This is a genomic window from Bradyrhizobium sp. HKCCYLRH2015 (assembly GCF_051168215.1).
Lineage (GTDB): Bacteria > Pseudomonadota > Alphaproteobacteria > Rhizobiales > Xanthobacteraceae > Bradyrhizobium.
Genome location: NZ_JBNPUO010000001.1, coordinates 215,642 through 240,043, shown reverse-complemented (window position 1 = coordinate 240,043; position 24,402 = coordinate 215,642). Strand labels below are relative to the sequence as shown.

18 protein-coding genes are annotated in these 24,402 nt (G+C 66.0%); 9 read left to right on the top strand and 9 right to left on the bottom strand.

Annotation, left to right across the window (positions count from 1 at the left end):
- Nucleotides 1–173 precede the first annotated feature (173 nt).
- Nucleotides 174–1,394 (top strand): cytochrome P450, encoded by a 1,221-nt coding sequence (locus ACQR1H_RS01020; RefSeq protein ID WP_434906989.1) that lies wholly within the window; start codon nt 174–176, stop codon nt 1,392–1,394.
- 1,021 nt (nt 1,395–2,415) lie between these two features.
- Here the strand turns inward: ACQR1H_RS01020 and ACQR1H_RS01015 are convergent.
- The 3 genes from ACQR1H_RS01015 to ACQR1H_RS01005 form a co-directional block, all read right to left on the bottom strand.
- Nucleotides 2,416–3,357 carry an NAD(P)H-binding protein gene (locus ACQR1H_RS01015; RefSeq protein ID WP_434907176.1) on the bottom strand — a complete coding sequence of 314 codons (942 nt, stop codon included), beginning with the start codon at nt 3,355–3,357 and terminating at the stop codon, nt 2,416–2,418.
- A gap of 309 nt (nt 3,358–3,666) precedes the next feature.
- Complete coding sequence (locus ACQR1H_RS01010; RefSeq protein WP_316183410.1) at nt 3,667–4,515, bottom strand: VOC family protein; 849 nt, start codon at nt 4,513–4,515, stop codon at nt 3,667–3,669.
- Nucleotides 4,512–5,771: a Glu/Leu/Phe/Val family dehydrogenase gene (locus tag ACQR1H_RS01005; protein WP_434873694.1), complete on the bottom strand. Its 1,260-nt coding sequence runs from the start codon at nt 5,769–5,771 to the stop codon at nt 4,512–4,514. Before ACQR1H_RS01005 ends, ACQR1H_RS01010 begins: the two co-directional genes overlap by 4 nt.
- 205 nt (nt 5,772–5,976) lie before the next feature.
- Between ACQR1H_RS01005 and ACQR1H_RS01000 the strand changes: the two genes are divergently transcribed.
- The gene (locus ACQR1H_RS01000; protein WP_315805870.1) at nt 5,977–6,870 is read left to right on the top strand and encodes a sugar kinase; all 894 of its coding nucleotides are present in this window, start codon (nt 5,977–5,979) and stop codon (nt 6,868–6,870) included.
- A gap of 22 nt (nt 6,871–6,892) precedes the next feature.
- Nucleotides 6,893–7,801 (top strand): ribokinase, encoded by a 909-nt coding sequence (gene rbsK / locus ACQR1H_RS00995; RefSeq protein ID WP_434906988.1) that lies wholly within the window; start codon nt 6,893–6,895, stop codon nt 7,799–7,801.
- On the opposite strand, the gene ACQR1H_RS00990 is transcribed toward rbsK, so the two are convergent.
- Entirely contained in the window at nt 7,798–9,033 is a 1,236-nt protein-coding gene (locus tag ACQR1H_RS00990; protein ID WP_434907175.1) for an NAD(P)/FAD-dependent oxidoreductase, read from the bottom strand. The genes rbsK and ACQR1H_RS00990 overlap by 4 nt on opposite strands.
- Before the next feature lie 113 nt (nt 9,034–9,146).
- On the opposite strand from ACQR1H_RS00990, the gene ACQR1H_RS00985 reads away from it, so the two are divergent.
- Nucleotides 9,147–9,932 carry an enoyl-CoA hydratase/isomerase family protein gene (locus ACQR1H_RS00985; RefSeq protein WP_434906987.1) on the top strand — a complete coding sequence of 262 codons (786 nt, stop codon included), beginning with the start codon at nt 9,147–9,149 and terminating at the stop codon, nt 9,930–9,932.
- Nucleotides 9,933–9,940: 8 nt separating this feature from the next.
- On the opposite strand, the gene ACQR1H_RS00980 is transcribed toward ACQR1H_RS00985, so the two are convergent.
- A complete protein-coding gene (locus tag ACQR1H_RS00980; protein WP_434906986.1) occupies nt 9,941–11,647 on the bottom strand; it encodes an IlvD/Edd family dehydratase in 1,707 nt (568 codons plus the stop codon).
- Between the two features lie 141 nt (nt 11,648–11,788).
- The gene (locus ACQR1H_RS00975; RefSeq protein ID WP_315805865.1) at nt 11,789–12,607 is read right to left on the bottom strand and encodes an NAD-dependent epimerase/dehydratase family protein; all 819 of its coding nucleotides are present in this window, start codon (nt 12,605–12,607) and stop codon (nt 11,789–11,791) included.
- An 89-nt stretch (nt 12,608–12,696) separates the two neighbouring features.
- Between ACQR1H_RS00975 and ACQR1H_RS00970 the strand changes: the two genes are divergently transcribed.
- Nucleotides 12,697–13,665, top strand: coding sequence for an SMP-30/gluconolactonase/LRE family protein (locus tag ACQR1H_RS00970; RefSeq protein WP_316239640.1), 969 nt, complete (start codon nt 12,697–12,699; stop codon nt 13,663–13,665).
- A 111-nt stretch (nt 13,666–13,776) separates the two neighbouring features.
- On the opposite strand, the gene ACQR1H_RS00965 is transcribed toward ACQR1H_RS00970, so the two are convergent.
- Both ACQR1H_RS00965 and ACQR1H_RS00960 read right to left on the bottom strand, forming a co-directional pair.
- On the bottom strand, nt 13,777–15,207 hold the full coding sequence (locus ACQR1H_RS00965) for an aldehyde dehydrogenase family protein (RefSeq protein ID WP_315805867.1): 1,431 nt from the start codon (nt 15,205–15,207) through the stop codon (nt 13,777–13,779).
- 490 nt (nt 15,208–15,697) lie between these two features.
- Nucleotides 15,698–18,064, bottom strand: a complete 2,367-nt coding sequence (locus ACQR1H_RS00960) for a transketolase (protein ID WP_434906985.1) — start codon at nt 18,062–18,064, stop codon at nt 15,698–15,700.
- Between the two features lie 138 nt (nt 18,065–18,202).
- Between ACQR1H_RS00960 and ACQR1H_RS00955 the strand changes: the two genes are divergently transcribed.
- The 4 genes from ACQR1H_RS00955 to ACQR1H_RS00940 all read left to right on the top strand — a co-directional run bounded on the left by ACQR1H_RS00955 (nt 18,203) and on the right by ACQR1H_RS00940 (nt 22,695).
- Nucleotides 18,203–18,664, top strand: a complete 462-nt coding sequence (locus tag ACQR1H_RS00955; RefSeq protein ID WP_316218907.1) for an Lrp/AsnC family transcriptional regulator — start codon at nt 18,203–18,205, stop codon at nt 18,662–18,664.
- Between the two features lie 424 nt (nt 18,665–19,088).
- Nucleotides 19,089–19,496, top strand: a complete 408-nt coding sequence (locus ACQR1H_RS00950; protein WP_315802531.1) for a hypothetical protein — start codon at nt 19,089–19,091, stop codon at nt 19,494–19,496.
- Nucleotides 19,497–20,273: 777 nt separating this feature from the next.
- On the top strand, nt 20,274–21,377 hold the full coding sequence (locus ACQR1H_RS00945) for a ferredoxin (RefSeq protein WP_434846959.1): 1,104 nt from the start codon (nt 20,274–20,276) through the stop codon (nt 21,375–21,377).
- 55 nt (nt 21,378–21,432) lie between these two features.
- Entirely contained in the window at nt 21,433–22,695 is a 1,263-nt protein-coding gene (locus ACQR1H_RS00940; RefSeq protein ID WP_434906984.1) for a 2Fe-2S iron-sulfur cluster-binding protein, read from the top strand.
- Nucleotides 22,696–23,169: 474 nt separating this feature from the next.
- Here the strand turns inward: ACQR1H_RS00940 and ACQR1H_RS00935 are convergent, their stop codons facing one another.
- Nucleotides 23,170–24,342 (bottom strand): fumarylacetoacetate hydrolase family protein, encoded by a 1,173-nt coding sequence (locus tag ACQR1H_RS00935; protein WP_434873687.1) that lies wholly within the window; start codon nt 24,340–24,342, stop codon nt 23,170–23,172.
- Between the last annotated feature and the right edge of the window lie 60 nt (nt 24,343–24,402).

Here is a 24,402-nt window from a genome sequence, read left to right as displayed (position 1 = left end):
TTCCACGGCCGCCAAAGGCAATTTTATACCTCCCAAAGCGGCGGATCTGCGGCACCGCTCCATCAGTGGATGCAATGCCGCGCCGGGACCGCCGCGGCGGGCGCATTTTCTTCCGCCGCGCGCCATGCGACGGTCACCGGGACAAAAACAAGAATCGGCCGGGAGGACCAGACATGACCGACGACGCAGCGCTCGCCAGCCAGTTCGATCTCGAGAGCCTGACGCGGGAGTTCTACGCCGATCCCTACCCGACCTATCGCGCGCTGCGCCGGCACGCCCCGGTCAAGCGCATGCGCAACGGCTCCTATTTCCTCACCCGCTACGACGATCTGGTCACCGCCTACAAGGCGACCAAGACGTTCTCGTCGGACAAGAAGCGCGAGTTCGCGCCCAAATACGGCAACTCGCCGCTGTACGAGCATCACACGACGAGCCTCGTCTTCAACGATCCTCCAGCGCACACACGGGTGCGCCGCCTGATCATGGGCGCGCTGTCGCCGCGCGCGATCGCCGAGATGGAGCCTGCGCTGATCGCGCTGGTCGAAGGACTGCTCGACCGGATCGCGGCAAAGGACAGGTTCGAGCTGATCGAGGATTTCGCCGCCGCGATTCCGATCGAGGTGATCGGCAACCTGCTCGGCGTGCCGCATGAGGAGCGCGGCCCCTTGCGCGACTGGTCGCTCGCCATCCTCGGCGCGCTGGAGCCGGTGCTGACGCGCGAGCAGTTGGCGCGCGGCAACCAGGCCGTCGGAGAGTTCTTGGCCTATCTCGAGACCCTGGTCGCACGCCGCCGCGCCGCCCCCGGCAATCCCGAACGCGACGTGCTGACGCGGCTGATCCAGGGCGAGGCCGACGGCGAGCGGCTGAGCGAGACGGAGCTGCTGCACAACTGCATCTTCCTGCTCAATGCCGGCCACGAGACCACGACCAATCTGATCGGCAACGGCCTGGTGCTGCTGTGCCAGCATCCGGCCGAGCGGCAGAGGCTGATCGAGGCGCCCGGCCTGATCCGCACCGCGGTCGAGGAGATCCTGCGCTACGAGAGCTCCAACCAGCTCGGCAACCGGATGACGACCGAGGCGGTCGAGCTCGGCGGCGTCGCCTTGGCGCCCGGAACATCGGTCACGCTGTGCATCGGCGCCGCCAACCGCGACCCCGCCCAGTTCGACGACCCCGAACGCTTCGACATCACCCGCCTCGCCAACCGCCACCTCGCCTTCGCCACCGGCGCGCATCAATGCGCCGGGATGGCGCTGGCCAGACTGGAGGGCGCGGTGGCGATCTCGCGGTTTCTGGCGCGGTTTCCGAACTATCAGCTGGACGGCGAGGCGGTGCGTGGGGGGCGGGTCAGATTTCGCGGGTTTGCGAGCGTGCCGTGTGTGGTCGAGGGCTGACGCGATCGTCGCTCTCGCGATAGCTCCTCCGTCTTGACTTCAGACGGCCCAGCCATGACGGCCTGGGTGGCAGTTCGTAGGGCGGATTAGCGAAGCGTAATCCGCCGCTGACACGGCCAACTGCTATTGAAGGACACGCTCTTCATCAGCGATCCGGCCCCCGGTCACAACCACGCTCAAGCGACCCGCTGTTACAATGCCGCTGCTGCTGGCGCGGCGGATTACGCTTCGCTAATCCGCCCTACCGACTTTACGTAGCGCTCCTCGCTTTGTTTTCGAATTGCAAGATTTTTGTTTCGCTTCATCAGAAATCATGTTATACGCGCGCCGTCCCGTCTCACAAGAGGGGCGCTTCGCGGTCGTCACGAACGTTGAGGCGGGATGCGGTGGGCGTGTTGGTGTCGCAGCGTGGTTTTCCGCGCCGACGAACGGCATCGATGCGCACGGTCAAGTCGCGTGGTCCTGACACCCCGACGCTGGTGTCACGCTTGCGTTGGCGCTCACGCGCCGCGCGGGCAACGGTGGCCAGAAAGCCCGGAGCACCGGGGAGAACGCGAAGCAGCCGTCAAACCATCGCGCGGGGAATGCCGGGTGTTCTCGGCTGAACCTGTGGTTCCTGCCGCCTGCATTTTTTTCCGCAGGCGGGCCATGGGTGCGGCCAGCGCCCGGCATTCCCCGTGCCCTCTCTTCGGAGAGGGCAGGACGAAGGGCAAGACTCGGACGCGAACCGCGCCGCGAGGGGGTGACCGCATGTCTCACCGCCTTCAGCACAAGTCTCATCGTCCCAAACACAGCTCTCACCATCGTCATTGCGAGCGAGGCGACGTGTCCGCCAAAGCCCGAAGGGCGACGGCGGAAGCAATCCAGGGCTGGGCATGCGACTCTGGATTGCTCCGTCGCTTGCGCTCCTCGCAATGACGCCGCGCATAAGGAGACCGCCGAGGGGCGAGCTATTGAGTTACTCGTCATGCCCGGGCTTGACGATGGAGAGGGTGGAATGCTCAACAGCGCGCTGGGGATTTCAGAACACCGCGTGGTCGCCGCGCTCGGCGGTGGCCTCGCCGCGGATCAGCCTGGCGTAGTAGTCGAACAGCCTCTCCGAACCCGTCGACGGCGTGGCGTCGGCGTCGTAGCGGCCGGTGGCGGGGTCGAGCACCAGCATGGATTCGGTGGCGTAGTAGCGGCCGATGCGGGCGAGCTCCGCCTTGTCGGCGAGCGACGGCACGACCCGACCGGCAAGATCGAGCCCGCGGATGACGACGTCGAGCAGCGCCACCGGGACGTGGCGGATGTGCGGCTTGCGTCCGAGCAGCGCGAACAGATGCTCGCCCTGCTCCAGCGGCGTGATGGCCGGTCCGGGGCCGCCGATCGGCAGCACGCGATTCCAGCAGCTCTCGTCATCGAGGCAGCCGGCCAAGTAGTCGCCAAGATCGGCGTCGCTGATCGGCTTGCACGCGGTGAGACGGCCATCGCCGAACACGAGATACGGCCTGCCCTGCTTGACTCGTTCGACCTGCCCCGACAGCGACTTGAAGAACGCGGTGGGACGAACGATCGAATGGGTCAGGCCCTGCTCCATCAAATGCGCTTCGAACGCCAGCTTGGCCTGCTGAAACGCCAGCAGCGGCTTCTGCACGCAGATGGCAGACAGCATCACGAAGTGCGTCACGCCTGCATTGCGGCCGGCCTTCAGCACGTTCACATGAGCCTGGTGGTCGACCGCCCAGGCATCGCGCGGCACGCCGGTCCGCGATGCCATGCAGGACACCACGGCGTCGAAATGCTCACCGCGAAAGCCCTCGCGCGCGAGCGAGACGGGATCGGTGACGTCGCCCGTTCTGACGGTGGCGCCCTGGACCCGCACGGCGTCCTGGCGCGGACGGACGAAGCAGACCACCTCATGCCCCCGCGCGACCAGCGCACGCACGGTGGCGCGGCCGATCGTTCCCGTCGCGCCGAGCATGAAGACACGGCGCGGACCAGACGAAGGGACGACGATAGGAGAGGTCATCGGCTGAGGCGAAACTCTGGAAACCGTCCCAATCTATATCACCGCCTGCCCTTGCGCGGCGTCGAGACTGCCACGGGAATTCTCGTCATGCCCGGGCCCGTCCCGGCCATCCACGTCGTTCGGCGTGTGCGGTGCTACGTGGATGGCCGGGACGAGCCCGGCCATGACGGGTCGAAAGAGCTGAGCGCATCCCGACGCCCTAGCGTTGCTCGCGACCTGCCGTGCCGTTGTCCGAACGCCTCTCCACGCTCCGCGAATCCCTCACTCCGCCACGCGCGGGGTCTTCTCCAGGATCAGCGTGTGGATGCCGCAGGTGCCGCTGTAGAGGCTCATCACCCGTGTGCCGGGCTTGCGCCCAACTCTGGGCTCGGAGACCTGCAGGCCGGCGGCGAGCAGCCGCGCGCGCGTGGCATCGATGTCGGCGACGCGCCAGCTCAGGCCCCACAGCTTGTCATGGGCCTTGTCGTTGCCGGCGACCGGCCGCTTCACCACCTCGACGATCAGGTCGCCGCAGCGGAAGAACATCAACTGCCCCCATTCCTGATGGCTGCGGTCGAGCGCCATGTCGAGGCCGAGCCGGGCGCCGTAGAGCGCGGCGGCGCGTTCGGGATCCTCGGTCGAGATCACGATATGGTCGAGGCCGAGCACGGCCGTATCGGCGGTCTTGGCGGACGGCGGGCGCGGCTCGGCAAGCTCGAGGAAGAACATGCGCACGCCGCGCGTCAGATCGGTCATCGCACGGGTGCGCTTCCAATGCAGCGTCTGGCCGGAGACGCGATCGGTGTTGTCGACCTCGGCAATCGGATCCGGCTTCAGCGCGACCCGCTCGAGCCGCCGATGCATCTTGCCGATATCGCCGGTGGCAAAGCAGATGCTGGCGAGCCCCTCTCCCCAGATCTTGATGACGTTGCGGATGCGGTCGGCGGCGGGGCTCTCCCCCGCCGGCGCCATCAGCTCCAGGCTCATGTTGTCGAGCGTGAACAGGACGCGGTCGGCGCCCTCGCCCGAATTCTGCCAGGACGGCTTGCGCGCCAGCAGCGTCTCGAACGCGGCGCTGCCGGCCTGGATGTCCTGCAGCAGGACGACGACGTGGTCGAGCCCGGTGATCACGGAAACAGCCCTCGCGAGTTCTTGGCGTTGCGCACCTTCTCTACCCCGATCGCCATCGCCGCGGTCCGGTGCGAGATGTCGTCGGCCTTGGCGCGCGCCAGCATCCGCTCGAAGGCGCGGTCGAGGATCTGGTACTCCCTGCGCATCACCTCCTCTTCCTCCCAGAACAGCTGCTGCAGATCCTGCACCCATTCGAAGTAGCTGACGATGACGCCGCCGGAATTGCAGAGGATGTCGGGAATGAGGAAGATCTCCTTGCGGCGCTGCTCCAGCACGAGATCGGCATCCGGCGTGGTCGGACCGTTGGCGGCTTCCGCGATCACCCGGCATTTCAGATGCGCCGCCACCTTGGCGTCGATCACGCGCTCGACGGCCGCCGGCACGAGGATGTCACAGGCCAGGGTCAGTATCTGGTATGGATCGAAGGCGAGTTCGGTGGAGAAGCCCGCAATGCTGCCGTGCCTGGTCGCATGCTCCATCAGCGCCGGGATGTCGAGGCCACGCGGATCATGGAGGGCGCCAGTGTGATCGCTGACCGCAATCACCTTCATGCCCATCTGGTGGAAGCCGAGCGCGGCGTAGGAGCCGACATTGCCGAAGCCCTGCACTACGGCCGTGGACGTGGTCGGGTCGATGCCCAGCTCATCCATCACCCGCCGCGACACATGGGCGACGCCGCGGCCGGTCGCCTCGCGGCGGCCGAGCGTGCCGCCGGAGAACACCGGCTTGCCGGTGACGATCTCGGTCACGGTCTGGCCCTGGTACATCGAATACGTGTCCATGAACCAGGCCATCACCTGCTCATTGGTGCCCATGTCGGGCGCCATCACGTCGGTATGCGGGCCGACGAACGGGATCATCTCCTGCATGTAGCGGCGCGACAGCGATTCGAGCTCGCGCTTCGACAGCTTGGAGAGATCGACGTTGATGCCGCCCTTGGCGCCGCCATAGGGCAAGCCGACCAGCGCGCATTTCCAGCTCATCCAGATCGCGAGCGCGGCGACCTCGCCAATGTCGACCGTGGGGGCGAACCGCGTGCCGCCCTTGGTCGGCCCCATCGTCAGCAGATGCTGGACCCGGTAGCCTTCATAGACCGAGATCGTGCCATCATCCTTGTGGATCGGACACGAGACGGTGATCGCCCGCTTCGGCAACAGCAGCCGGTCCCGCTCGTCGGCTGGGATACCAAGATGGTCGGCGATCACGTTGAACTGATTGGTGGCCATCTCGAACACCGGACCCGCATAGACAGTCATATTCCACTCCCGAATCTGCGTTTCTGCAGGCCGGCAACCATAGCGCGACCCGCGCGCCGGCGGCAGGGGGCCACCGGTAGCAGACGGCCGATCTCAACCACCAAGGTGACGATTTGACGAAGAATTTCAGCGTTGATCCGCTTTGACCGCTTGCTAATCTGCGGCGCCGGGGCCGCGATCACCCCTTAGTGAGACAGAAATGGCAATGCAGGCCCTCTTCATCGGACAGACCTACATCGACGTGACATTCATCACCGACCACATGCCGACGGGGGACGAGAAGCACGTGGCGTCCGACTATGCCGTCTCGTTCGGCGGCAATGCCGTGACTGCGGCATTTTGCTGCGCCAAGCTCGGCATTGTGCCCGACCTGATCGCGACCGTCGCGAATGACTGGCTCGGGCGGATGTTCCAGGACATGACCGCGAAATACGGCATCTCGGTCCACCCCCGGAAGGTCAATGCCTCCTCGCTGTCCTTCATCATGCCGAAGGACGGCAAGCGCGCCATCGTGCGCTGCCGCGACGACGCGCATATCCACCCGTTCCCGCTGCTCAATCTCGGCAATTGCAGGGCGCTGCATGTCGACGGCCACCAGCCCGACGCCGCGTTGCATTATGCCAAGCTGTGCCGCGAGGCCGGCATCCTGACCTCGCTCGACGGCGGCGGCCTGCGCACCAACACCCATGAGCTGCTCGAATATATCGACGTCGCGATCGTCGCCGAGCGGCTGTGCGAGCAGATGGATCTCACGCCGGAAAAGATGCTCGACTACCTGAAGAGCCGCGGCTGCCGCATCGGCGGCGTCACCCAGGGCGAGAAGGGCCTGCTCTGGTATGACGAGGTCGGCGCCGTGCATACGCTGCCGGCCTATCCGATCCCGCGCGAGCGCGTGATCGACACCAATGGCGCCGGCGACGTCTTCCACGGCGCGTATGTGTATTCGTACCTCGCCGATCCCGCCAAGGGCTGGAAGGAGCATTTCGAGTTCGCGCGCGCGGCCTCGACGTTCAAGATCCAGAAGCTCGGCAACGAGGCCGGCCTGCCGACGCTCGCCGATATCGAGCTGGTCCGGCAGGAATTCGAGGCGCGCGTCTAGCGGCTGTTTGGGAGAAAAGCGGATGGGACGGGTCGTCGTCGCCGGCAGCATCAACATGGATGTGGTGGCGGCGGCCGAGCGCCATCCGCGCATCGGCGAGACCGTCGCGGGCCGGTCGGTGATGTACTTTCCCGGCGGCAAGGGCGCGAACCAGGCGGTCTCAGCCGCCAAGCTCGGCGCGCCGACGGCGCTGATCGGCCGCCTCGGCCGCGACGCCTTCGGCGAGCAGCTGCGCGCCTTCCTCGCCGGCCAGGGCATCGACCTCGCCGCGGTCAAGGACAGCGCGGACGCGTCGACGGGCACCGCGATCATCACGCTGGCCAACGCCGACAACACGATCGTGGTGATCCCGGGCGCCAATGCCGAGGTCAGCGCCGATGACGTGGCGCAGATTGCGTTGACAACGGGCGACGTGGCGGTGAGCCAGTTCGAGATCCCGCAGGCGACCATCGCCGCCTTCTTCCAGCGTGCGAAGGCCGCCGGCGCCACCACGATCCTCAACCCCGCCCCCGCCAGCGCCTTTGGCCGCGAGCTGTTCGCGCTGGTCGACGTCCTCGTGCTCAACGAAACCGAGCTCGGCTTCCTGGCCGGCATCGAGCTTGGCGACGCGCCGACGCCGCAGCAGGTAATCACGGCGGTGCTTGCGCTCAAGCCTCGCGACGATCAGACGGTCTGCGTCACGCTCGGCGCGCGCGGCGCGGTCGCGGTTTCTGGCGCCGAGGCCCGGCTGGTCGAAGGCCGCGCGGTGAAGGCCGTCGACACCACCGGCGCCGGCGACTGCTTCGTCGGTGCGCTGGCGGCAAGGCTGTCGCAGGGCGCTGATATCGCGGACGCGATCGGCTATGCCAACATCGCCGCGTCGATCTCGGTGCAGCGCATGGGCGCCGGCCCGTCGATGCCGACCGAGGAGGAGGTGCGCGCGCTGCTCTAGGCGAGAGCGCTCTTCAGGTCGAAGCCGGGATCGGCGGCCTTGGCTGCATCCAAGGTGCCGCCCGCAGCAAGCAACTTGCGGCCGAACATATGGTCGCCGGCGCGGTTGACCGACTCGATGCCGACCAGCCGGCCCTCTTTGTAACAGAATGCGGAGAACGCCTTTTGCGCCGGATCCCCGCGCAGCACGACCTGGTCATAGCCCGTGGTGAGCCCCGCGATCTGGAGCTTGTCATTGCCCTGGTCGCTCCAGAACCACGGCTGCCCGTCATAGGGCTTGACGTCGCCCGTCAGCCGCGCCGCGACGCAGCGGGCATGATCGGTGGCGTTCTGCACCGACTCCAGCCGCAATGTGCCGCCAAAGCGCTGGCTGGCGAACAGGGCGCAATCGCCGATCGCCGAGATGTGCGGATCGCTGGTGAGCAGATACTCGTCGACCACGATGCCGGAGGCGACCTGCAATCCAGCCTCGGCGGCGAGCTCGACATTCGGCAGCACGCCGACGCCGACCACGACGAGATCGGCGGGGATGTGCCGACCGTCGCTGAGGCTGACGCCGGTGACCTTGTTGCCGTCGGCCTCGATGCTGGTGGCCTGCACGCCGAGATGAATCCGCACGCCGGCTTCCGCATGCTGCTTCTGGAAGTAGTCCGAGATTTCGGCGGTCACGGCCCGCGCCATCACCCGCGCGCCGAGCTCGAGCACGTCGACCTCAAGGCCCTTGTTCCGCGCCGTCGCCGCGAATTCGAGACCGATGAAGCCGGCGCCGATCACCACGGCCCGCTTGGCATCGGCGAGCAATCCTCGCAGCGCTTCGCTGTCATCGAGAATGCGCAGATAGCGCACGGCCGGGAGATTGGCATTGGGAATGTCGAGCAGCCGGTTGCGCGCGCCGGTCGCGAACACGAGGTGCCCATAGTCGAGCGTCCGACCGGAGGCGAGCAGCACCTTGCGCTGATCGCGCTGAACCGCGACGGCACGATCGTAGACGAGATCGATGGTCTGGTCCGCGTAGAACTTCTGCGGCCGAAACATCAGGGTCTCGGGACCGCCGGTGCCCTTGAGATAGGCCTTCGACAGCGGCGGGCGCTGATACGGCAGATGCGGTTCGTCGTTGATCAGGTGAATCGGATCGGCAAAGCCTGCCTGACGCAGCGAGGTCGCGAGCTGGAATCCCGCATGCCCCGCACCCACGATCACCACCGGTCCCTTCGTCACTGCGCCCTGCCCCATTCTGTCATTGTCCATGCCGACGGAACCGGGTTTTGGCAGACTTGCCCGGCATTGTCACCGGTCCCGCCGTGCGGTTTAAATGCGGCAACAAGAACCACGCCCGGGAGGTATGAATGTCGGACGCCGTAGCGGAACCTGCCCGCCTGAGCATCGAGGGTCCGATCGCGACCATCACGCTCGACCGCCCGGCGGCGTTCAACGCCATCAACCTTGCGATTGCGAAGCGCTTGGAGCTGCTTGCAGCCCAAGTAGAGGCCGACGAGACCATCCGCGTGCTGATCCTGAAAGGCGAAGGCCGCGCCTTCTGCGCCGGCGGCGATCTGCAGACGATCGGCGCTGCCGCTGAGGCCAACGCCATCACGCCTGTCGTCAGCGAACTGCTGCATCACTACCATGCTTTCATCGCGAGCCTGCGGCGCATGCCCAAGATCGTGCTGGCGAGCGTGCACGGCTCCGCCGCCGGCGCAGGGATGTCGCTCGCCTTCGCCGCCGACCTCTGCATCGCCGCCGAGGACGCGCGCTTCACGCCGGCCTATGCCAAGCTCGGCGTGTCGCCCGACGGCGGCGGTACAGTTGGCATGGTCGCCACTGTGGGCATCAGGCGGGCGTTGCAGATCTTCCTGGCGGAGGACAGCTTCACGGCCGCGCAGGCCCATGAATGGGGCTTGGTCGCGAAAGTCGTCCCCGCCCCCGGGCTCGCTGCAGCCACCGAAGCGCTGGCGCAGCGACTGGCGCAGAACATGCCGGCGGGGATCGCTGCGACCAAGGCGCTGATCCATCGCGCGCCGACCAGCTCGGTCGAAGACCAGCTCGCGGCCGAACGCGATGCGATCATCAACTGCATGCACACGGATGAATTCCGCACCGCCGTGAAGCGGTTCACCAGCAAGGGAAAGTAGGACTGCGCTCAACTCTTCCCTTTCCGGCGCATGAAATCGAAATCGCAGCCGTCGTCGGCCTGCAGGATCGTTGCATGGAAGAGATGCGCATAGCCGCGCTCGGCCCATTCGGGCGTTGCGGCTTGCTTCAGCGCAGCGCGACGCCGGCCCAACTCGGCGTCGTCGACCAGCAGGTCGATGCTGCGCTTTTCGACATCGAGCCGGATCATGTCGCCGCTCCGCACCAGCCCCAGCGGACCGCCGACGGCGGACTCCGGCGTGATGTGAAGGACGATGGTGCCGAACGCGGTGCCGCTCATGCGCGCATCGGAGATGCGCACCATGTCCTTGGTGCCGCCGCGCGCGAGCTTCTTCGGGATCGGCAGGTACCCCGCCTCCGGCATGCCTGGCGCGCCCTTGGGTCCGGCATTGCGCAACACCAGGACGTCGTCGGCCGAAACATCGAGAGCGGGATCATCGATCCGCAGGGTCATGTCCTCCACCGACTCGAACACGACGGCGCGCCCGGTATGTTGCAGCAGCTTCGGGCTCGCCGCCGAATGCTTGATGACTGCGCCGCGCGGCGCCAGATTGCCGCGCAGCACGGCAAGGCCGCCTTCCGGCTTGATCGCGTCATCGCGCGCGCGGATCACGTCCTGCCCGGGAACATCCTCCGCCGCAGCGACGATGTCGCGCAGCGACTGGCCGGTGATCGAGCGGCAATCGAGGTCGATGAGATCGCCGAGCTGCTTCATCAGCTTCGGCACGCCACCGGCGTGGTGGAAATGCTCCATGTAGTGATCGCCGGACGGCTTGAGGTCGACCAGCACCGGCACCTCGCGCCCGATGCAGTCGAACGCATCGAGGTCGATCCTGTGCGGCGTCCGGCCGGCGATGGCGGTGAGATGCACGAGCCCGTTGGTCGAGCCGCCGATCGCCTGCAGCACCACCTGGGCGTTCCGGAACGCCGCAGGGGTCAGCAGTTCGCTCGGCTTCGGTCCCTTCACCTTGGCCATCTCAGCCGCGACCCGGCCGCTGGCCTCGGCCGAGCGGAAGCGCTCGGCGTGCGGCGCGGGGATGGTCGCGCTCATCGGCAGGGACAGGCCGAGCGCCTCGGTGATGCAGGCCATGGTCGAGGCCGTGCCCATCACCATGCAGGTGCCGACCGAAGGCGCGAGCCGGCCGTTGACCGCATCGATCTCGCTGCCGTCCATCTCACCGGCGCGATACTTCGCCCAGAGACGTCGGCAATCGGTGCAGGCGCCGAGCACCTCGCCCTTGTGATGCCCGACCACCATCGGTCCGACCGGAATGACCACGGTCGGCAGATCGGCGGACACCGCGGCCATGATCTGCGCCGGCAAGGTCTTGTCGCAACCGCCGATGACGACAACGGCGTCCATCGGCTGCGCGCGGATCATCTCCTCGGTTTCCATCGCCATCAGGTTGCGCAGATACATCGAGGTCGGATGCGCAAAGCTCTCGGCGATCGAGATGGTGGGAAACACGAACGGCATCGCGCCCGACAGCATGACGCCGCGCTTCACCGCTTCCAAAATCTGCGGCACGTTGCCATGGCAGGGATTGTAGTCGCTGTAGGTGTTGGTGATGCCGACGATCGGACGATCGAGCGCGTCATCGGAATAGCCGGCCGCCTTGATGAAGGCCTTGCGCAGGAACAGCGAGAATCCAGCATCGCCGTAAGCGGTCAGTCCCTTGCGCAGGCCGTCGGTCATGGTCTTCTTTTCTTTCGTTGCTCTGTCTCGTTATTCCGGGGCGCGCGAAGCGCGAACCCGGAATCCAGAAGTGGTTTAAACTCTCATGTCGAGATTCGGGGTTCGCGTCCTGCGGACGCGCCCCGGAATGACGACCTTGGATCACCCCCAATCGATGATCCGGCTGGTGTCGCCATCGAACTCCGTGGTGCAGAACGCGCCGCCCTGGAAATAGTCCCCAATCGGATCGGCCGGCAGCTTGGCCTGCTCGGCCATGGCGTGCTCGCGGAAATCCTCGGCGCGGCCGGTCGGGCGGTAGCCGAGATCATAGGCGCGCTGGTTGTCCCACCAGGCGCGTTCATTGAGCGAGGCGCCGTACAGCACCTCGAAGTGGATGTCCGGATGCTCCAGGCCGATGCGGCAGAGCTGCACGAGATCCTCCGGCTTCAGCCAGATCGACAGACGGCGCTTGTCGAGCGGCTTGTCGCCGAAATTGCCGATGCGGAGGCACGTGACCTTCAGCCCGTGCTTGTCGGCATACAGAGACCCGAGCGCCTCGCCGAACACCTTGCTGACGCCGTAGCGGCCGTCGGGGCGCGGCTGCACGTCGTTGTCGATCTTGCGATGGCGCGGATAGAAGCCGACCGCGTGGTTCGACGACGCGAACACCACGCGCTTCACACCCTTGCGGCGGGCGGCCTCGAACAGATTGTAGCCGCCGATGATGTTGGCCTGCAGGATGTCGCTCCACGGTCCTTCGACCGAGTAGCCGCCGAAATGGATGATGCCGTCGACGCCCTCGCACAGCGCCTCGACCTGGGACAGGTCGGCAAGATCGGCCGCCTTGAACGTCTCCTGGCTGGACAGATCCGCCGGCGGTCTGAGGTCGCTGAGCAGAAGGTCCGGATAGATCGGCGGCAGCAGCTTCCGCAAGGAAGTGCCGATTCCACCGCTCGCTCCGGTCATCAAGATACGTGGCATTTCATCCCTCTTGTTCGGCCCGCAGGTTTGCGGTCATTGCTCGGCGATGATAGCAGAGATCGTAACGGCGCAATAACAGGACCGGCCAAATGTCCGACGGAAACGCTCACGCGCAGGGCTTTCGCCCTGCCACCTTCTATCCCGATCCGGCGATCCAGGCGCTGGATCCGCGCTTCGAGAAATACTGGCTCAAGCTCTCCGCGGTCGAGCGGCTCGCCACCGGGCTGCGCTGGGCAGAGGGGCCGGTGTGGTTTGGCGACGGGCGCTATCTCCTCTGCAGCGATATTCCCAACCAGCGCATCCTCAAATGGGAGGAGGAGACCGGCGCGGTCTCGATCTTCCGCAAGCCCTCCAATTTCGCCAACGGTAACACCCGTGACCGGCAGGGACGGCTCGTCACCTGCGAGCATGGCGGCCGCCGCGTCACGCGCACCGAATACGACGGCTCGATCACCGTGCTGATGGATTCCTTCAACGGCAAGCGGCTGAACTCGCCTAACGACGTCGTGGTGAAGTCCGACGGCTCGATCTGGTTCACCGATCCGACCTTCGGCCTGCTCGGCAATTACGAGGGCTACAAGGCCGAGCCGGAGATCGACACCCACGTGTACCGGATCGACGCTGGCACCGGCCAAGCGACCATCGTCGCCGAAGGCGTGCTGGGGCCGAACGGGCTTTGCTTCTCGCCCGACGAATCCATCCTCTACATCGTCGAATCCCGCGGCGTGCCGACCCGTAAGATCCTCGCCTATGACGTCTCCGCCGATGGCAGCAAGCTCGCCAACAAGCGCGTCCACATCGATGCCGGCCCAGGCACGCCGGACGGCATGCGCTGCGACGTCGACGGCAATCTCTGGTGCGGCTGGGGCATGGGCTCTCCCGAGCTCGATGGCGTCATGGTGTTCGCGCCGGATGGCGCGCCGATCGGCCGCATCGCTTTGCCCGAGCGCTGCGCCAACGTCTGCTTCGGCGGCCTCAAGCGCAACCGCCTGTTCATGGCTGCCAGCCAGTCGATCTACGCACTCTACGTGAACACGCAGGGCGCGCTGGGGGGCTGACATCCGGTCCCGTAGGGTGGGCAAAGGCGCGGAGCGCCGTGCCCACCTGCTTCGTTGTCGGCGCGAACGGTGGGCACGCTGCGCTTTGCCCACCCTACGCATCCTCACCGATCAGGCCGCGTTGTAGCCCGCGACCGCCTTGACCTCGAGATACTCCTCGAGACCGAACTTGCCCCACTCGCGGCCGTTGCCGGACTGCTTGTAGCCGCCGAACGGCGCGGTGCGGTCGTTCGGCACGCCCTGCAAATTGACGTTGCCGGCGCGGATCTTGCGGCCGACCTCGCGGGCCTTCTCGATCGTCGGAGCCGAGACGTAGCCGGCCAGACCATAGGGCGTGTCGTTGGCGATCTTGACGGCCTCGGACTCGTCCTGCGCACCGATGATGACGAGCACCGGCCCGAAAATCTCCTCGCGCGAGATCGTCATGTCAGGCTTGACGTCGGCGAAGATGGTCGGACGGACGTAGAAGCCCTTGTTGACACCCTCGGGCAGGCCCGGACCGCCAGCCACGAGCGTCGCGCCCTCCTCGATACCCTTGTTGATGAGGGCCTGGATCTTGTCCCACTGGCCGCGATTGACGACCGGGCCGATCGTGGTGCCCTCGCCGCGGGGATCGCCGGCCTTGGTCTTGTCGGCGACGCCCTTGGCGATCGCGGCCACTTCCTTCATTCGCGCGGCCGGCACGATCATGCGCGACGGCGCGTTGCAGGACTGGCCCGAGTTGTTGAACATGTGCATGACGCCGCCGGTCACCGCCTTGGTGAGGTCCGCCCCCTCCAGGATCACGTTCGGCGACTTGCCGCCGAGCTCCTGGCTGACGCGCTTCACCGTCGGCGCTGCGCGCTTGGCGACGTCGATGCCGGCGCGGGTCGAGCCGGTGAACGAGATCATGTCGATGTCCGGATGTTCGCTCATGGCGGCGCCGACCTCCGGCCCGAGGCCGTTGATGAGGTTGAACACGCCCTTCGGCACGCCGGCTTCATGCAGGATCTCGGCGAAGATCAGCGCCGAGGTCGGAGTGAATTCCGACGGCTTCAGGATCATGGTGCAGCCCGCGGCCAGCGCCGGCGCGACCTTGCAGGCGATCTGATTGAGCGGCCAGTTCCAGGGCGTGATCATGCCCACCACGCCCACCGGCTCGCGCACGACCACGGACGCCGGAAGCGTCTCCTCGAACTCGTATTTCTTAAGCACGTCGAGCGTCGACATCAGATGGCCGAGGCCGGCGCCGGCCTGCAGCTTCTCCGCCATCGGCAGCGGCGCGCCCATCTCGTCGGAGACGGCGGCGCCGATCTCCTTCATGCGGCCCTTGTAGATCGCGATGATCTTTTCGAGCAGCGCGACGCGCTCCTCGCGCGAGGTCTGCGAAAAGGTATCGAAGGCGCGCTTGGCGGCGGCGACGGCCTTGTCGACATCGGCCTTGGAGCCCAGCGCAACCTCATACATCGCCTCCTCGGTCGCCGGATTGATGACCGGGGTGGACTTCTTGACGACCGGATCGACCCAGGCGCCGTCGATGTAGAATTGCAGGCGATTGACCATCGGAAAACCTCTTCACGTGGAAGCATATGGAGGGGCGGCAGCGCGCGGGCCGGCATCCTGGCACGCGCGATCCGCGGGATGAACCCGCCACATGCGGGGACCGGGGTTGCGTCCCGCGGATATAGGAGCAAGCCCGCGACCGGCGCAAGCCGACGCGCCTGCGTTTCGTCGCCGCTCCATTTTGCATCGCAACAAGCGTGGCTCCCTCTTTCGCCGCTAACCGGCCATCATTCCGGATGGCAGAATTCCCGTCGCCGAAGATTCATTTCCAAGATGTGAACTGCTTCACATCGCCGTTGGATCGCCGTGGCTAATCTCCCCGTCATAGACATCCCGGCATCTCGAAAGGACGCCGGACACGATTTCAGAACCGATATTTTCGCCTGTTCTTATTGCGTGGCCTTTTAGCACGTAGACATTTGATCCAAGTTGCGACGCCGTCTCCTTCACCCCAGGTGAGCGAGGCGGCGTCCTTGTTTCCGCCCCCTTCTCACACCGCCATCTTGCGATGCCTCACCGGGGCGCCGGTGAGGCTCTCGGCGGCGTCGATGATCGCGTTCGCGTCCATGCCGTTGTGGCGATAAAGGTCGTCGATCGTGCCGGTCTGGCCGAATTTCTCCACACCCAGCGCCTCGACGCGATGGCCGCGCACCGAGCCGAGCCAGCCGAGCGTCGCCGGATGGCCGTCGATGACGGTGACGATGCCGCAATCGCGCGGCAGCGGCGCCAGCAACTGCTCGATGTGGCTGAGATGCTGCCCGCCGCGGCGATGCCGGCGCAGGCTGCGCGCCGCCGTCCATCCGGCATGCAGCCGGTCGGCCGAGGTGATCGCGAGCAGGCCGACGTCGCGGCGGGACTCGCCGATCAGCCCGGTGGCCTCGATCGCCTCCGGCGCGACCGCGCCGGTGTAGGCGACGATCACCTCCGCATTCGGGCCCGGCTTGCGCAGCCAATAGGCGCCCGCGGCGATGTCGGACTCCAGCTCGGGCGTCATGATCCGCTGCGGCTGGTCGATGGTGCGCGTCGACAGCCGCAGATAGACCGAGCCGCCCTCGCCCGGCGTGGCTTGCATGTGGGTAAAGCCCCACTTCATGATCGCGGCGAGCTCGTCGACGAAGGCCGGCTCGAACGAGGACAGCCCATCCTGCGCCATGCCGATCAAGGGCGTCGCGATCGACTGATGCGCGCCGCCTTCCGGCGCCAGGGTGACGCCCGACGGCGTCGCGACGACCATGAAACGCGCATCCTGATAGCAGGCGTAGTTCAGCGCATCGAGGCCGCGCTCGATGAAGGGATCGTACAAGGTGACCACCGGCAGCAGCCGCGCGCCGTTGATGGCGTGCGACAGCCCGAGCGCGGAGGCCATGATGAACAGGTTCATCTCGGCGATGCCGAGCTCAATATGCTGGCCCTTCGGCGAGGCCGCCCAATTGAAGGTCGAGGGGATCTTCTCACTGCGGAACAAATCGGCCTTCTCGGCACGCGCGAACAGGCCACGGCGGTTGACCCAGGCACCGAGATTGGTCGAGACGGTGACATCGGGCGACGACGTCACGATGCGCGAGGCCATTGCGGTGTCGCCGCGGGCGAGATCGTTGAGGATCAAGCCAAAGCCCTGCTGCGTCGACATCTGCGCCGCGGCGGTGAAGGTCAGCCTGGGCACGTCGAACACGGCGTCATCGAGCCGGCGGCCATCGCGGTTGAACGGCACCGAGGCGAGGAACGACTCCAGCGTCGAAGCATCCTGCGTCAGTCCCTCGAACTTGTCCCATTCATGGCCCGGACGGATGTTCTGCTGCGCGCGCCATTTCTCCATCTGCGCCACCGTCATCAGCCCGGCATGGTTGTCCTTGTGGCCCTGGAACGGCAGGCCGACACCCTTGATGGTGTAGGCGATGAAACACACCGGGCGGTCGTGATCGATGGACTCGAACGCTTCCAGCATGCTCGCCATGTCATGGCCGCCGAGATTGGACATCAGCGCCAGCAGCTCGTCGTCATTGCGCTTGTCGAGCAGCCGCGTCACGTCGCCCTGGTCGCCGATCTCGTCCTGGATGTGCTTGCGGAAGGCAGCCCCACCCTGGAAGCACAGCGCCGCGTAGAGCGCGTTCGGGCAATTGTCGATCCAGCGCCTGAGCGCCTCGCCGCCGGGCTCGGCGAAGGCCTCGCGCATCAGCCGGCCGTATTTCACGATCACCACGTCCCAGCCGAAATTGCGGAACATGGTCTCGAACTTCTCCCACAGGCCTTCGCGCACCACGGCATCGAGGCTCTGGCGGTTGTAGTCGACGATCCACCAGGTGTTGCGCAGGCCATGCTTCCAGCCTTCGGCCAGCGCCTCGAAGATGTTGCCCTCGTCCATCTCGGCATCGCCGACCAGCGCGATCATGCGGCCTTCGCGGCGATCCTTCATCCAGCCATGCGCGTGCACGTAGTCCTGCACCAGCGAGGAGAACAGCGTCTGCGCGACGCCGAGGCCGACCGATCCGGTGGAGAAGTCGACATCGTCGACGTCCTTGGTGCGCGACGGGTAGGATTGCGCGCCCTTGAAGCCCCGGAAATTCTCCAGCTTCTCGCGCGTCTGCCGGCCGAACAGATATTGGATCGCGTGGAACACCGGGCTCGCATGCGGCTTCACTGCGACGCGGTCCTCGGGGCGCAGCACCGAGAAGTACAGCGCCGACATGATGGTCGCGAGCGAGGCGGATGACGCCTGGTGGCCGCCGACCTTGAGGCCATCGGTGTTGGGCCGGATGTGGTTGGCGTGATGGATGGTCCAGGACGACAGCCACAACGCCTTGCGGGTCAGCGCATTCAGGATATCGAGACGGTCTGACGATGCGGATGGCGTGGCCATGGCGCTGCTCCCCGGGTATTGCTGGATTCGTGGACTTTAATCCTCTTGCCACGGCCAGAATTCTCAATTTTTCGCGCACAGAGCGGCTCTATTGGGATATTTTATCAACCTGAACTCATTTTCAGCGACTTGATTCCAATGCCAGAACTCGACGCCATTGACCGCAAGATTCTCGGCCACCTCCAGGCCGACGGCCGCATCACCATGCAGGAGCTGGCCGACAAGGTGGGCCTCTCGGTCTCGCCCTGCCATCGCCGCGTGAAATTGCTGGAGGAGCGCGGCGTCATCACCCGCTACATCGCGAGCGTCGACCAGAAGGCGCTCGGGCTGCACGTCTCGGTGTTCATCTCCATCAAGCTGGCGCGTCAGAAGGAGGAGGACCTGAAGCGGTTCGAAAAGGCGATCTCGGCCTGGCCCGAGGTGCTGGAGTGCTATCTGATGACAGGCAATCGGGACTACATGCTGCGGGTGGTAGCGGCCGACCTGTCGTCGTATGAGGCGTTCCTGAAGACCAAGCTGACAAGGCTCGACGGCATCGCCTCGATCGAGAGCAGCTTTGCCCTGAGTCAGGTCAAGTACTCGATTGCACTGCCGGTGTGAGCCAAGCAATCGCCACGACCTCCGCTGTCGTCCCGGCGAACGCCGGCACCCATACTCCGCGGCGGCCGTGGTGAAACAAGCCTGGTCCAACATCTCGCGCAACAACATCTTCCTGGGGTTATGGGTCCCGGCGTTCGCCGGGACGACACCGTGTTTGTTGAAACGAGACGCCCACCAAGATTTCCGTCATTGCGAGGAGCGCAGCGACGAAGCAATCCAGAGCGCATCCGCGGCAAGATCCTGGATTGCTTCGCTGCGCTCGCAATGACGCCCGTACTGTCTGCCGTGCTCACGTTGTCCGACAGCACTTTCTGATGCATGAGAATATAGTTTCGCGACCTCGCGACACGTTTTGCGCCCGAGCTTTGATTTTTCGCCCTCTCATCAAAGAGGGCGCAGGGAAGGCCGGGCGCTGGCCGCGCCCGTGGCCCGCCTGCTCAAAAAAATGCAGGCGGCAGGTACCACAGGTCTGGCCGAATACGCCCGGCCCTCCCTGCGCGATGGTTTTGACGGCTGCTTCGCGTTCTCCCCGGCGCACCGGCTTTTGGCCACCGTTGCCTGCGCGGCGCGTGAGCGCCGGCGCAAGCGTGACACCAGCATCGGGGTGTCAGGACCGCGCGACTTGACCGTGCGTGCATCGCCGTTCGTCCGCGCGAATGATCACGCTGCAACGACACACGCCCATCGCATTCCGCTGCCGACGTCCATGACGACCGCGATACGTCCCCTCCGACGCAACGGAACGGGCCGGACTCTAATGCTGATTTTGCGAAATCGGCAAGTGGATTATTTTTCAGCGGAGGGCTGGACAGGATTTTCACGCGCGATCTGATTTGCCCGTCGGGCAGCCATAGCGCCGTCGCACTCCGCGACGCCGACCGGCCGGGTGCCGCGCCGGTTTCGGAGCTTAACCCTCATGGTGAGGAGCGCCGAAGGCGCGTCTGCGGACGATGCTGCGCATCGCCGGGCGAGCCACGAGGTCCGAGCAGGGACCTCGCCCTTCGAGACGCCCGCCTTCGGCGGGCTCCTCAGGGTGAGGAGAGGAGGCTTGCCGCGGGACTAAGTAGTCAGTGGCCAACACGGCGATCGTGGGCTCTCGTGAGGTTGGAGATGATGACCCATGTTCAACTCCGGCTTCGAAGCTAACCCTCATGGTGAGGAGGCGCGAAGCGCCGTCTCGAACCATGAGGCCCACGATGAGGCCGCATACTCACCGCCTTGATCGCGCCTGCGATGCGTCACAGCGAAGGCCGTCATTGATCCAGATCAAACGCCCTCAAAAACACACCCCAGATCCGGATCAAATCCTTGATGTTCCTCGATTTGATCCAGATCAAACGGCCGCACGCCTACCGCAGCATGGCCCAGACACGTCCATATTGGCCGTCAAAAAGCGCCACATCTCGCCGTCAGATTCTGCGGCACAGCATGCGCTGATGACGCGAACTAACAGGCACGGCGGACCAACACGTCCGGCCCGAAATCGTCACACCAGCGCGCCCGTACAGAGAAACCAGCGTCCTGGAAAGCAATGCGAAACAACAGCGCTCAACGTTCGGCTCAACACGATTATGCTTCCCACCAACGACAGACCCGGCCACTCGCCCACGTGGCCGTGAACGTGGCACCGGCCCGGTATCAGCCGGCCGCACAGCCCGGCAGCCGCAGCACCGGACGCGGCGAGCGGCGGTTCTGGCTGACGATGCAGACAGCGATGCTGGCCGTCGGCGTGCTGCTGGTGAACCTGCTGCTGTTCTTTCCTGCGCTCGGCATCGCGCTGATGTGGAATCTGCTGATTCCCGTCGCGCCCGCCTTGGTGACGATCTCGCCCGGCCTGTGGCGCAACATCTGTCCGATGGCGACATTCCATCTGCTGCCGAACAAGATGGGCCTCTCGCAGAACATCAGGATGCCGGAATGGGGCGCGGCGACGCTGGCGGTGATCAGCGTGACGCTTCTCTTCATCGTGGTGCCGATGCGGCGCATCGGGCTCAATGTCGATGGCCCGCTGACGGCGGTCATGCTGCTGTCGGCCGCGGTCATGGCGTTCGCGATGGGCTCGGTGTTCGAGATGCGCTCGGGCTGGTGCACCTCGCTGTGCCCGATCCATCCGGTCGAGCGGCTCTACGGCACCAACCCGGCGCTGACCTTCAAGAATGCCCGCTGCAACATCTGCGAGGCCTGCAGCAATCCGTGCCCCGACTCCACGCCGGAGCTGACGCCGACCGCCGGCGTGCCCACCAAAGTCCAGCAGTTCCTCGGCAACTTCCTGATCGGCAGCTTCCCCGGCTTCGTCTGGGGCTGGTATCAAGTGCCGGATTATCCGCCGCAGCAGGTCGACCAGGCCGCGATCATCACCGCCTATGTGTGGCCGCTGGTCGCCGCGCTCGTCAGCTACGTCGTGTTCAGGGTCGGCGAGCACATCCTGCGCTACAGGCCCGCCGCACGCACCCGGATGCATCGCATCTTCGCGGCGGCCGCGATCAGCACCTACTATTGGTATCGCCTGCCAGGCCCGGCGTCGTTGCTGCCGGACTGGTTTCCGCTGGTCTCGCATCTCATCACGACGCCGTTCTTCTTCTGGTTCCTGGTGCTGCGCTCGCCGAAGGTGAGCTGGCTGAAGCGGCCGGTGATGGCGTCGAACTACTGGTCGAGCCGATTCGAGAGCACGGCCAACAAGAATCTCATCCGCGTGTCGCCCGGCAAGGCGTGAAGCCCCGCGGTCTCGTCCCACCATCGTCACAGCGTATCCGATCGAGGAGTAAACCATGTCGAACTTCAGGACCGTCACCGTCAAAGGCCGCCAGTTCCGCGTCCGCGCGGGTGACGTGCTGCTCGATGGCGCGCTCGCCAACGGCGTCGAGATTCCGTTCGACTGCCGCGCCGGCACCTGCGGCACCTGCATGGTTCACGTCTCGAAGGGGCAGACGGTGTGCGGCGAGACGCATACGCAGGGCATGATCTATGCGTGCCAGGCGCGCGTCGTCTCCGACCTCGACGTCGACGTGGAGGACGTGCCGGAGATCGATATCAGCAAGGCACGGTTGGTCGGCCTGCGCGAGGTCGCGCCAGATATCATGGAGCTGATGATCGCGCCCGAGAAGAGCATCAGCTATCTGCCGGGCCAGTACTTCAAGTTCACCTTCGCCGGCTATCCGGCGCGCGCCTACAGCCCGACCGCCTCGTTCGACGGCCGCATCGGCGGCCGCGTCATCCATCTCAACATCAAGAAGGTCCGTGGCGGCCGCGTCACGCAAGCGCTCGGCAGCGGCATCCGGCCCGGCCATCGGCTGCGCATCCAGGGGCCGTATGGTCACGCGTTCCTGCGTCCGGGCGGCTCCGGCCGTCTCGTCCTCGCCGGCAGCGGCACCGGCTTCGCGCCGATCTGGGCGATCGCGGCGATGGCGCTGCGCGAGAACCGCAGCCGTCCCATGGTGATCATCGCCGGCGCCAAGAAGCTGCCGCAGCTCTACATGACGCCGATCCTGGCGCAGCTCGCGCGGCTGCCGAATGTCACGATCATTCCGACCGTGGAGGAGGGCCCGATCAACCATCCGTCGATCCGCACCGGGCGGATCGAGCCGCACATGCCGACGCTGACGTCCTCCGACGTGGTCTATGCCTGCGGCTCGCCGCGCATGGTCACCGCACTTGCCGGCATGGTCGAGAAGGCCGGCGCGACGTTCTATGCCGACCCGTTCGATTCAGCGCCGCCGGAAGCGCCATCCGGCCTGATCGGGCGCATCAAGACGCTCGTGGCGCGACGTCCGCCCGAGCCTGAGCCGGGCCGTGACGGCGGCAGGGGGCGTGACGCGTCGCTCGATCCGTTCGAGCGGGCGTTGTCGCTGGTGCCGAAGGATCCGATCGACGACGATCTCGGCCTGCGCCGGTCGGAGCCACGGCGCAGCCCGGCCGCCGAACGCGACCACGCGCTCTCGCTGGTCCGCGAGCGCGCCGCGCGCGGCGATCCCGCCCAGCTGCAGGAGCGCCCGCGCCGCGTCGCCGGCGAAATGGCGTCGGGGCATGTGTGAGGCGAGTGAGGCGGCCGCTCCAATTCCCAACATCGCGCTCGCAAGCATGAAGGGGCGTAGAGCCGGCAGAGCCGTGCAGCCGTCCTTCGAGACGCCCGCCTCCGGCGGGCTCCTCAGGACGAGGGCTGAGTGTGCGGCGCGATCCTCAAGAGCTTCAAACCCTCTCCATGAACACGCTAACAGCGTGTTCATGGTCCCGTATGCAGCGGCTGCTCCGCCACTTGCCCCTCATGGTGAGGAGCGCCGCATCGCGGCGCGTCTCGAACCACGAGGCCCCAAATGCCTCGATGCACACCGGTCGTCACTCCGGGGCGCTCGCGCAAGCGAGCGAGCCCGGAGTCCATAGCCACGAATAGACGTGGTGGAGCACGATCACTGAGAGCCGTCTGACTCACGACGGCTGCGGCGTATGGATTCCGGGCTCGCGCTGCGCGCGCCCCGGAATGACGGCGAGGATGGAGAGGCAGCCCGTCGTCAAATCAGCTTCCGCCGCGCGAGGCTGCGCATCAGGGCGCCGACGCCGAACGTCCACGGCTCGCATTCGTCGCTGTTGCGCATGCGGTTGACGAGGCGGCCGAGTTGGGGCGCCGAGATGGTGACGACGTCGTCGCGCTTGTGGGTGAAGCCCTGGCCCGGCGCGTCGCGATCCTTGACGGGTGCGAACATGGTGCCGAGGAACAGCGCAAAGCCGTCGGGGTATTGATGCACGGCGCCGATGGTCTGGGCGACGAGATCGGTCGGATCGCGACTGATCTTGCTAATGGAGGAATGGCCGTCGAGCACGAAGCCGTCGCTGCCGGTCACGTTCAGCGCGACGTCCATCTTCCTGACGTCGTCGAGCGAAAAGCTCCTGTCGAACAGGCGCAGCAGCGGTCCGATCGCGCAGGAGGCGTTGTTGTCCTTGGCCTTGGACAGCAGCAGCGCCGAGCGGCCCTCGAAGTCGCGCAGGTTGACGTCGTTGCCGAGCATCGCGCCGACGATCTGGCCGCGGCTCGACACCGCCAGCACCACCTCCGGCTCCGGGTTGTTCCAGGTCGATTTCGGATGCAGCCCGGCATCCATGCCGGTGCCGACCGACGACATGGTCGGCGCCTTGGTGAAGACCTCGGCGTCGGGGCCGATGCCGACCTCGAGATACTGGCTCCAGGCGTTCTGCTCGATCAGCATCTGCTTGAGGTGCATGGCCTGGTCGGAGCCGGGCTTCAGCTTGGAGAAATCGTCGCCGACGAGACGCACCACCTCTGTCCGGATCGCTTCGGCGGAGGCCGGATTGCCGCGCGCGCGCTCCTCGATGACGCGCTCCAGCATCGAGATCGCGAAGGTGACGCCGGCCGCTTTGAGCACCTGGAGATCAACCGGCGCCAGCAGCCACGGCTTGGCGGGATCACGGCGATCGGGGGGCGTGTTGGCGAGGATGGCGGCGAGGTCGCCGATGCGCTGCCCGCCCATGCCGCGCAGTGCAGCCGCGGGATCGTCGTGCTCGCACAGCGCGCTGACGGTCGGGAAGGCCGAGGTGACATCGTAGACGCCGTCATCGCGCACCGCCACAACGGCCGGACCATCGACGTCGGGTCGCCAGACCCGGCCGACCAGCGTTCCCTGGGTGCCGTCGTCGGGCAGCATGGTCTCGGGCGTCAGATTGATCATGGCGTTCTCCCTGGTGTCTCGTTGAGGCAGCCGTAGCATTGCTGCGAGAACGATCCAAGA

Excerpts from the sequence above, each read along its gene's own strand:
- ACQR1H_RS00985 (WP_434906987.1), top strand. The coding sequence starts at position 9,147 with ATGTCGGACGCCGTAGCGGAACCTGCCCGCCTGAGCATCGAGGGTCCG.
- ACQR1H_RS01005 (WP_434873694.1), bottom strand. The coding sequence starts at position 5,771 with ATGACTGTCTATGCGGGTCCGGTGTTCGAGATGGCCACCAATCAGTTC.
- ACQR1H_RS00980 (WP_434906986.1), bottom strand. The coding sequence starts at position 11,647 with ATGACCGACGGCCTGCGCAAGGGACTGACCGCTTACGGCGATGCTGGA.
- ACQR1H_RS01000 (WP_315805870.1), top strand. The coding sequence starts at position 5,977 with ATGCAGGCCCTCTTCATCGGACAGACCTACATCGACGTGACATTCATC.
- ACQR1H_RS00940 (WP_434906984.1), top strand. The coding sequence starts at position 21,433 with ATGTCGAACTTCAGGACCGTCACCGTCAAAGGCCGCCAGTTCCGCGTC.
- ACQR1H_RS00960 (WP_434906985.1), bottom strand. The coding sequence starts at position 18,064 with ATGGCCACGCCATCCGCATCGTCAGACCGTCTCGATATCCTGAATGCG.
- ACQR1H_RS00965 (WP_315805867.1), bottom strand. The coding sequence starts at position 15,207 with ATGGTCAATCGCCTGCAATTCTACATCGACGGCGCCTGGGTCGATCCG.
- ACQR1H_RS01015 (WP_434907176.1), bottom strand. The coding sequence starts at position 3,357 with ATGCTCGGCGCGACGGGAACGATCGGCCGCGCCACCGTGCGTGCGCTG.
- ACQR1H_RS01020 (WP_434906989.1), top strand. The coding sequence starts at position 174 with ATGACCGACGACGCAGCGCTCGCCAGCCAGTTCGATCTCGAGAGCCTG.
- ACQR1H_RS00970 (WP_316239640.1), top strand. The coding sequence starts at position 12,697 with ATGTCCGACGGAAACGCTCACGCGCAGGGCTTTCGCCCTGCCACCTTC.
- ACQR1H_RS00975 (WP_315805865.1), bottom strand. The coding sequence starts at position 12,607 with ATGCCACGTATCTTGATGACCGGAGCGAGCGGTGGAATCGGCACTTCC.
- rbsK (WP_434906988.1), top strand. The coding sequence starts at position 6,893 with ATGGGACGGGTCGTCGTCGCCGGCAGCATCAACATGGATGTGGTGGCG.
- ACQR1H_RS00955 (WP_316218907.1), top strand. The coding sequence starts at position 18,203 with ATGCCAGAACTCGACGCCATTGACCGCAAGATTCTCGGCCACCTCCAG.
- ACQR1H_RS00990 (WP_434907175.1), bottom strand. The coding sequence starts at position 9,033 with ATGGGGCAGGGCGCAGTGACGAAGGGACCGGTGGTGATCGTGGGTGCG.
- ACQR1H_RS00935 (WP_434873687.1), bottom strand. The coding sequence starts at position 24,342 with ATGATCAATCTGACGCCCGAGACCATGCTGCCCGACGACGGCACCCAG.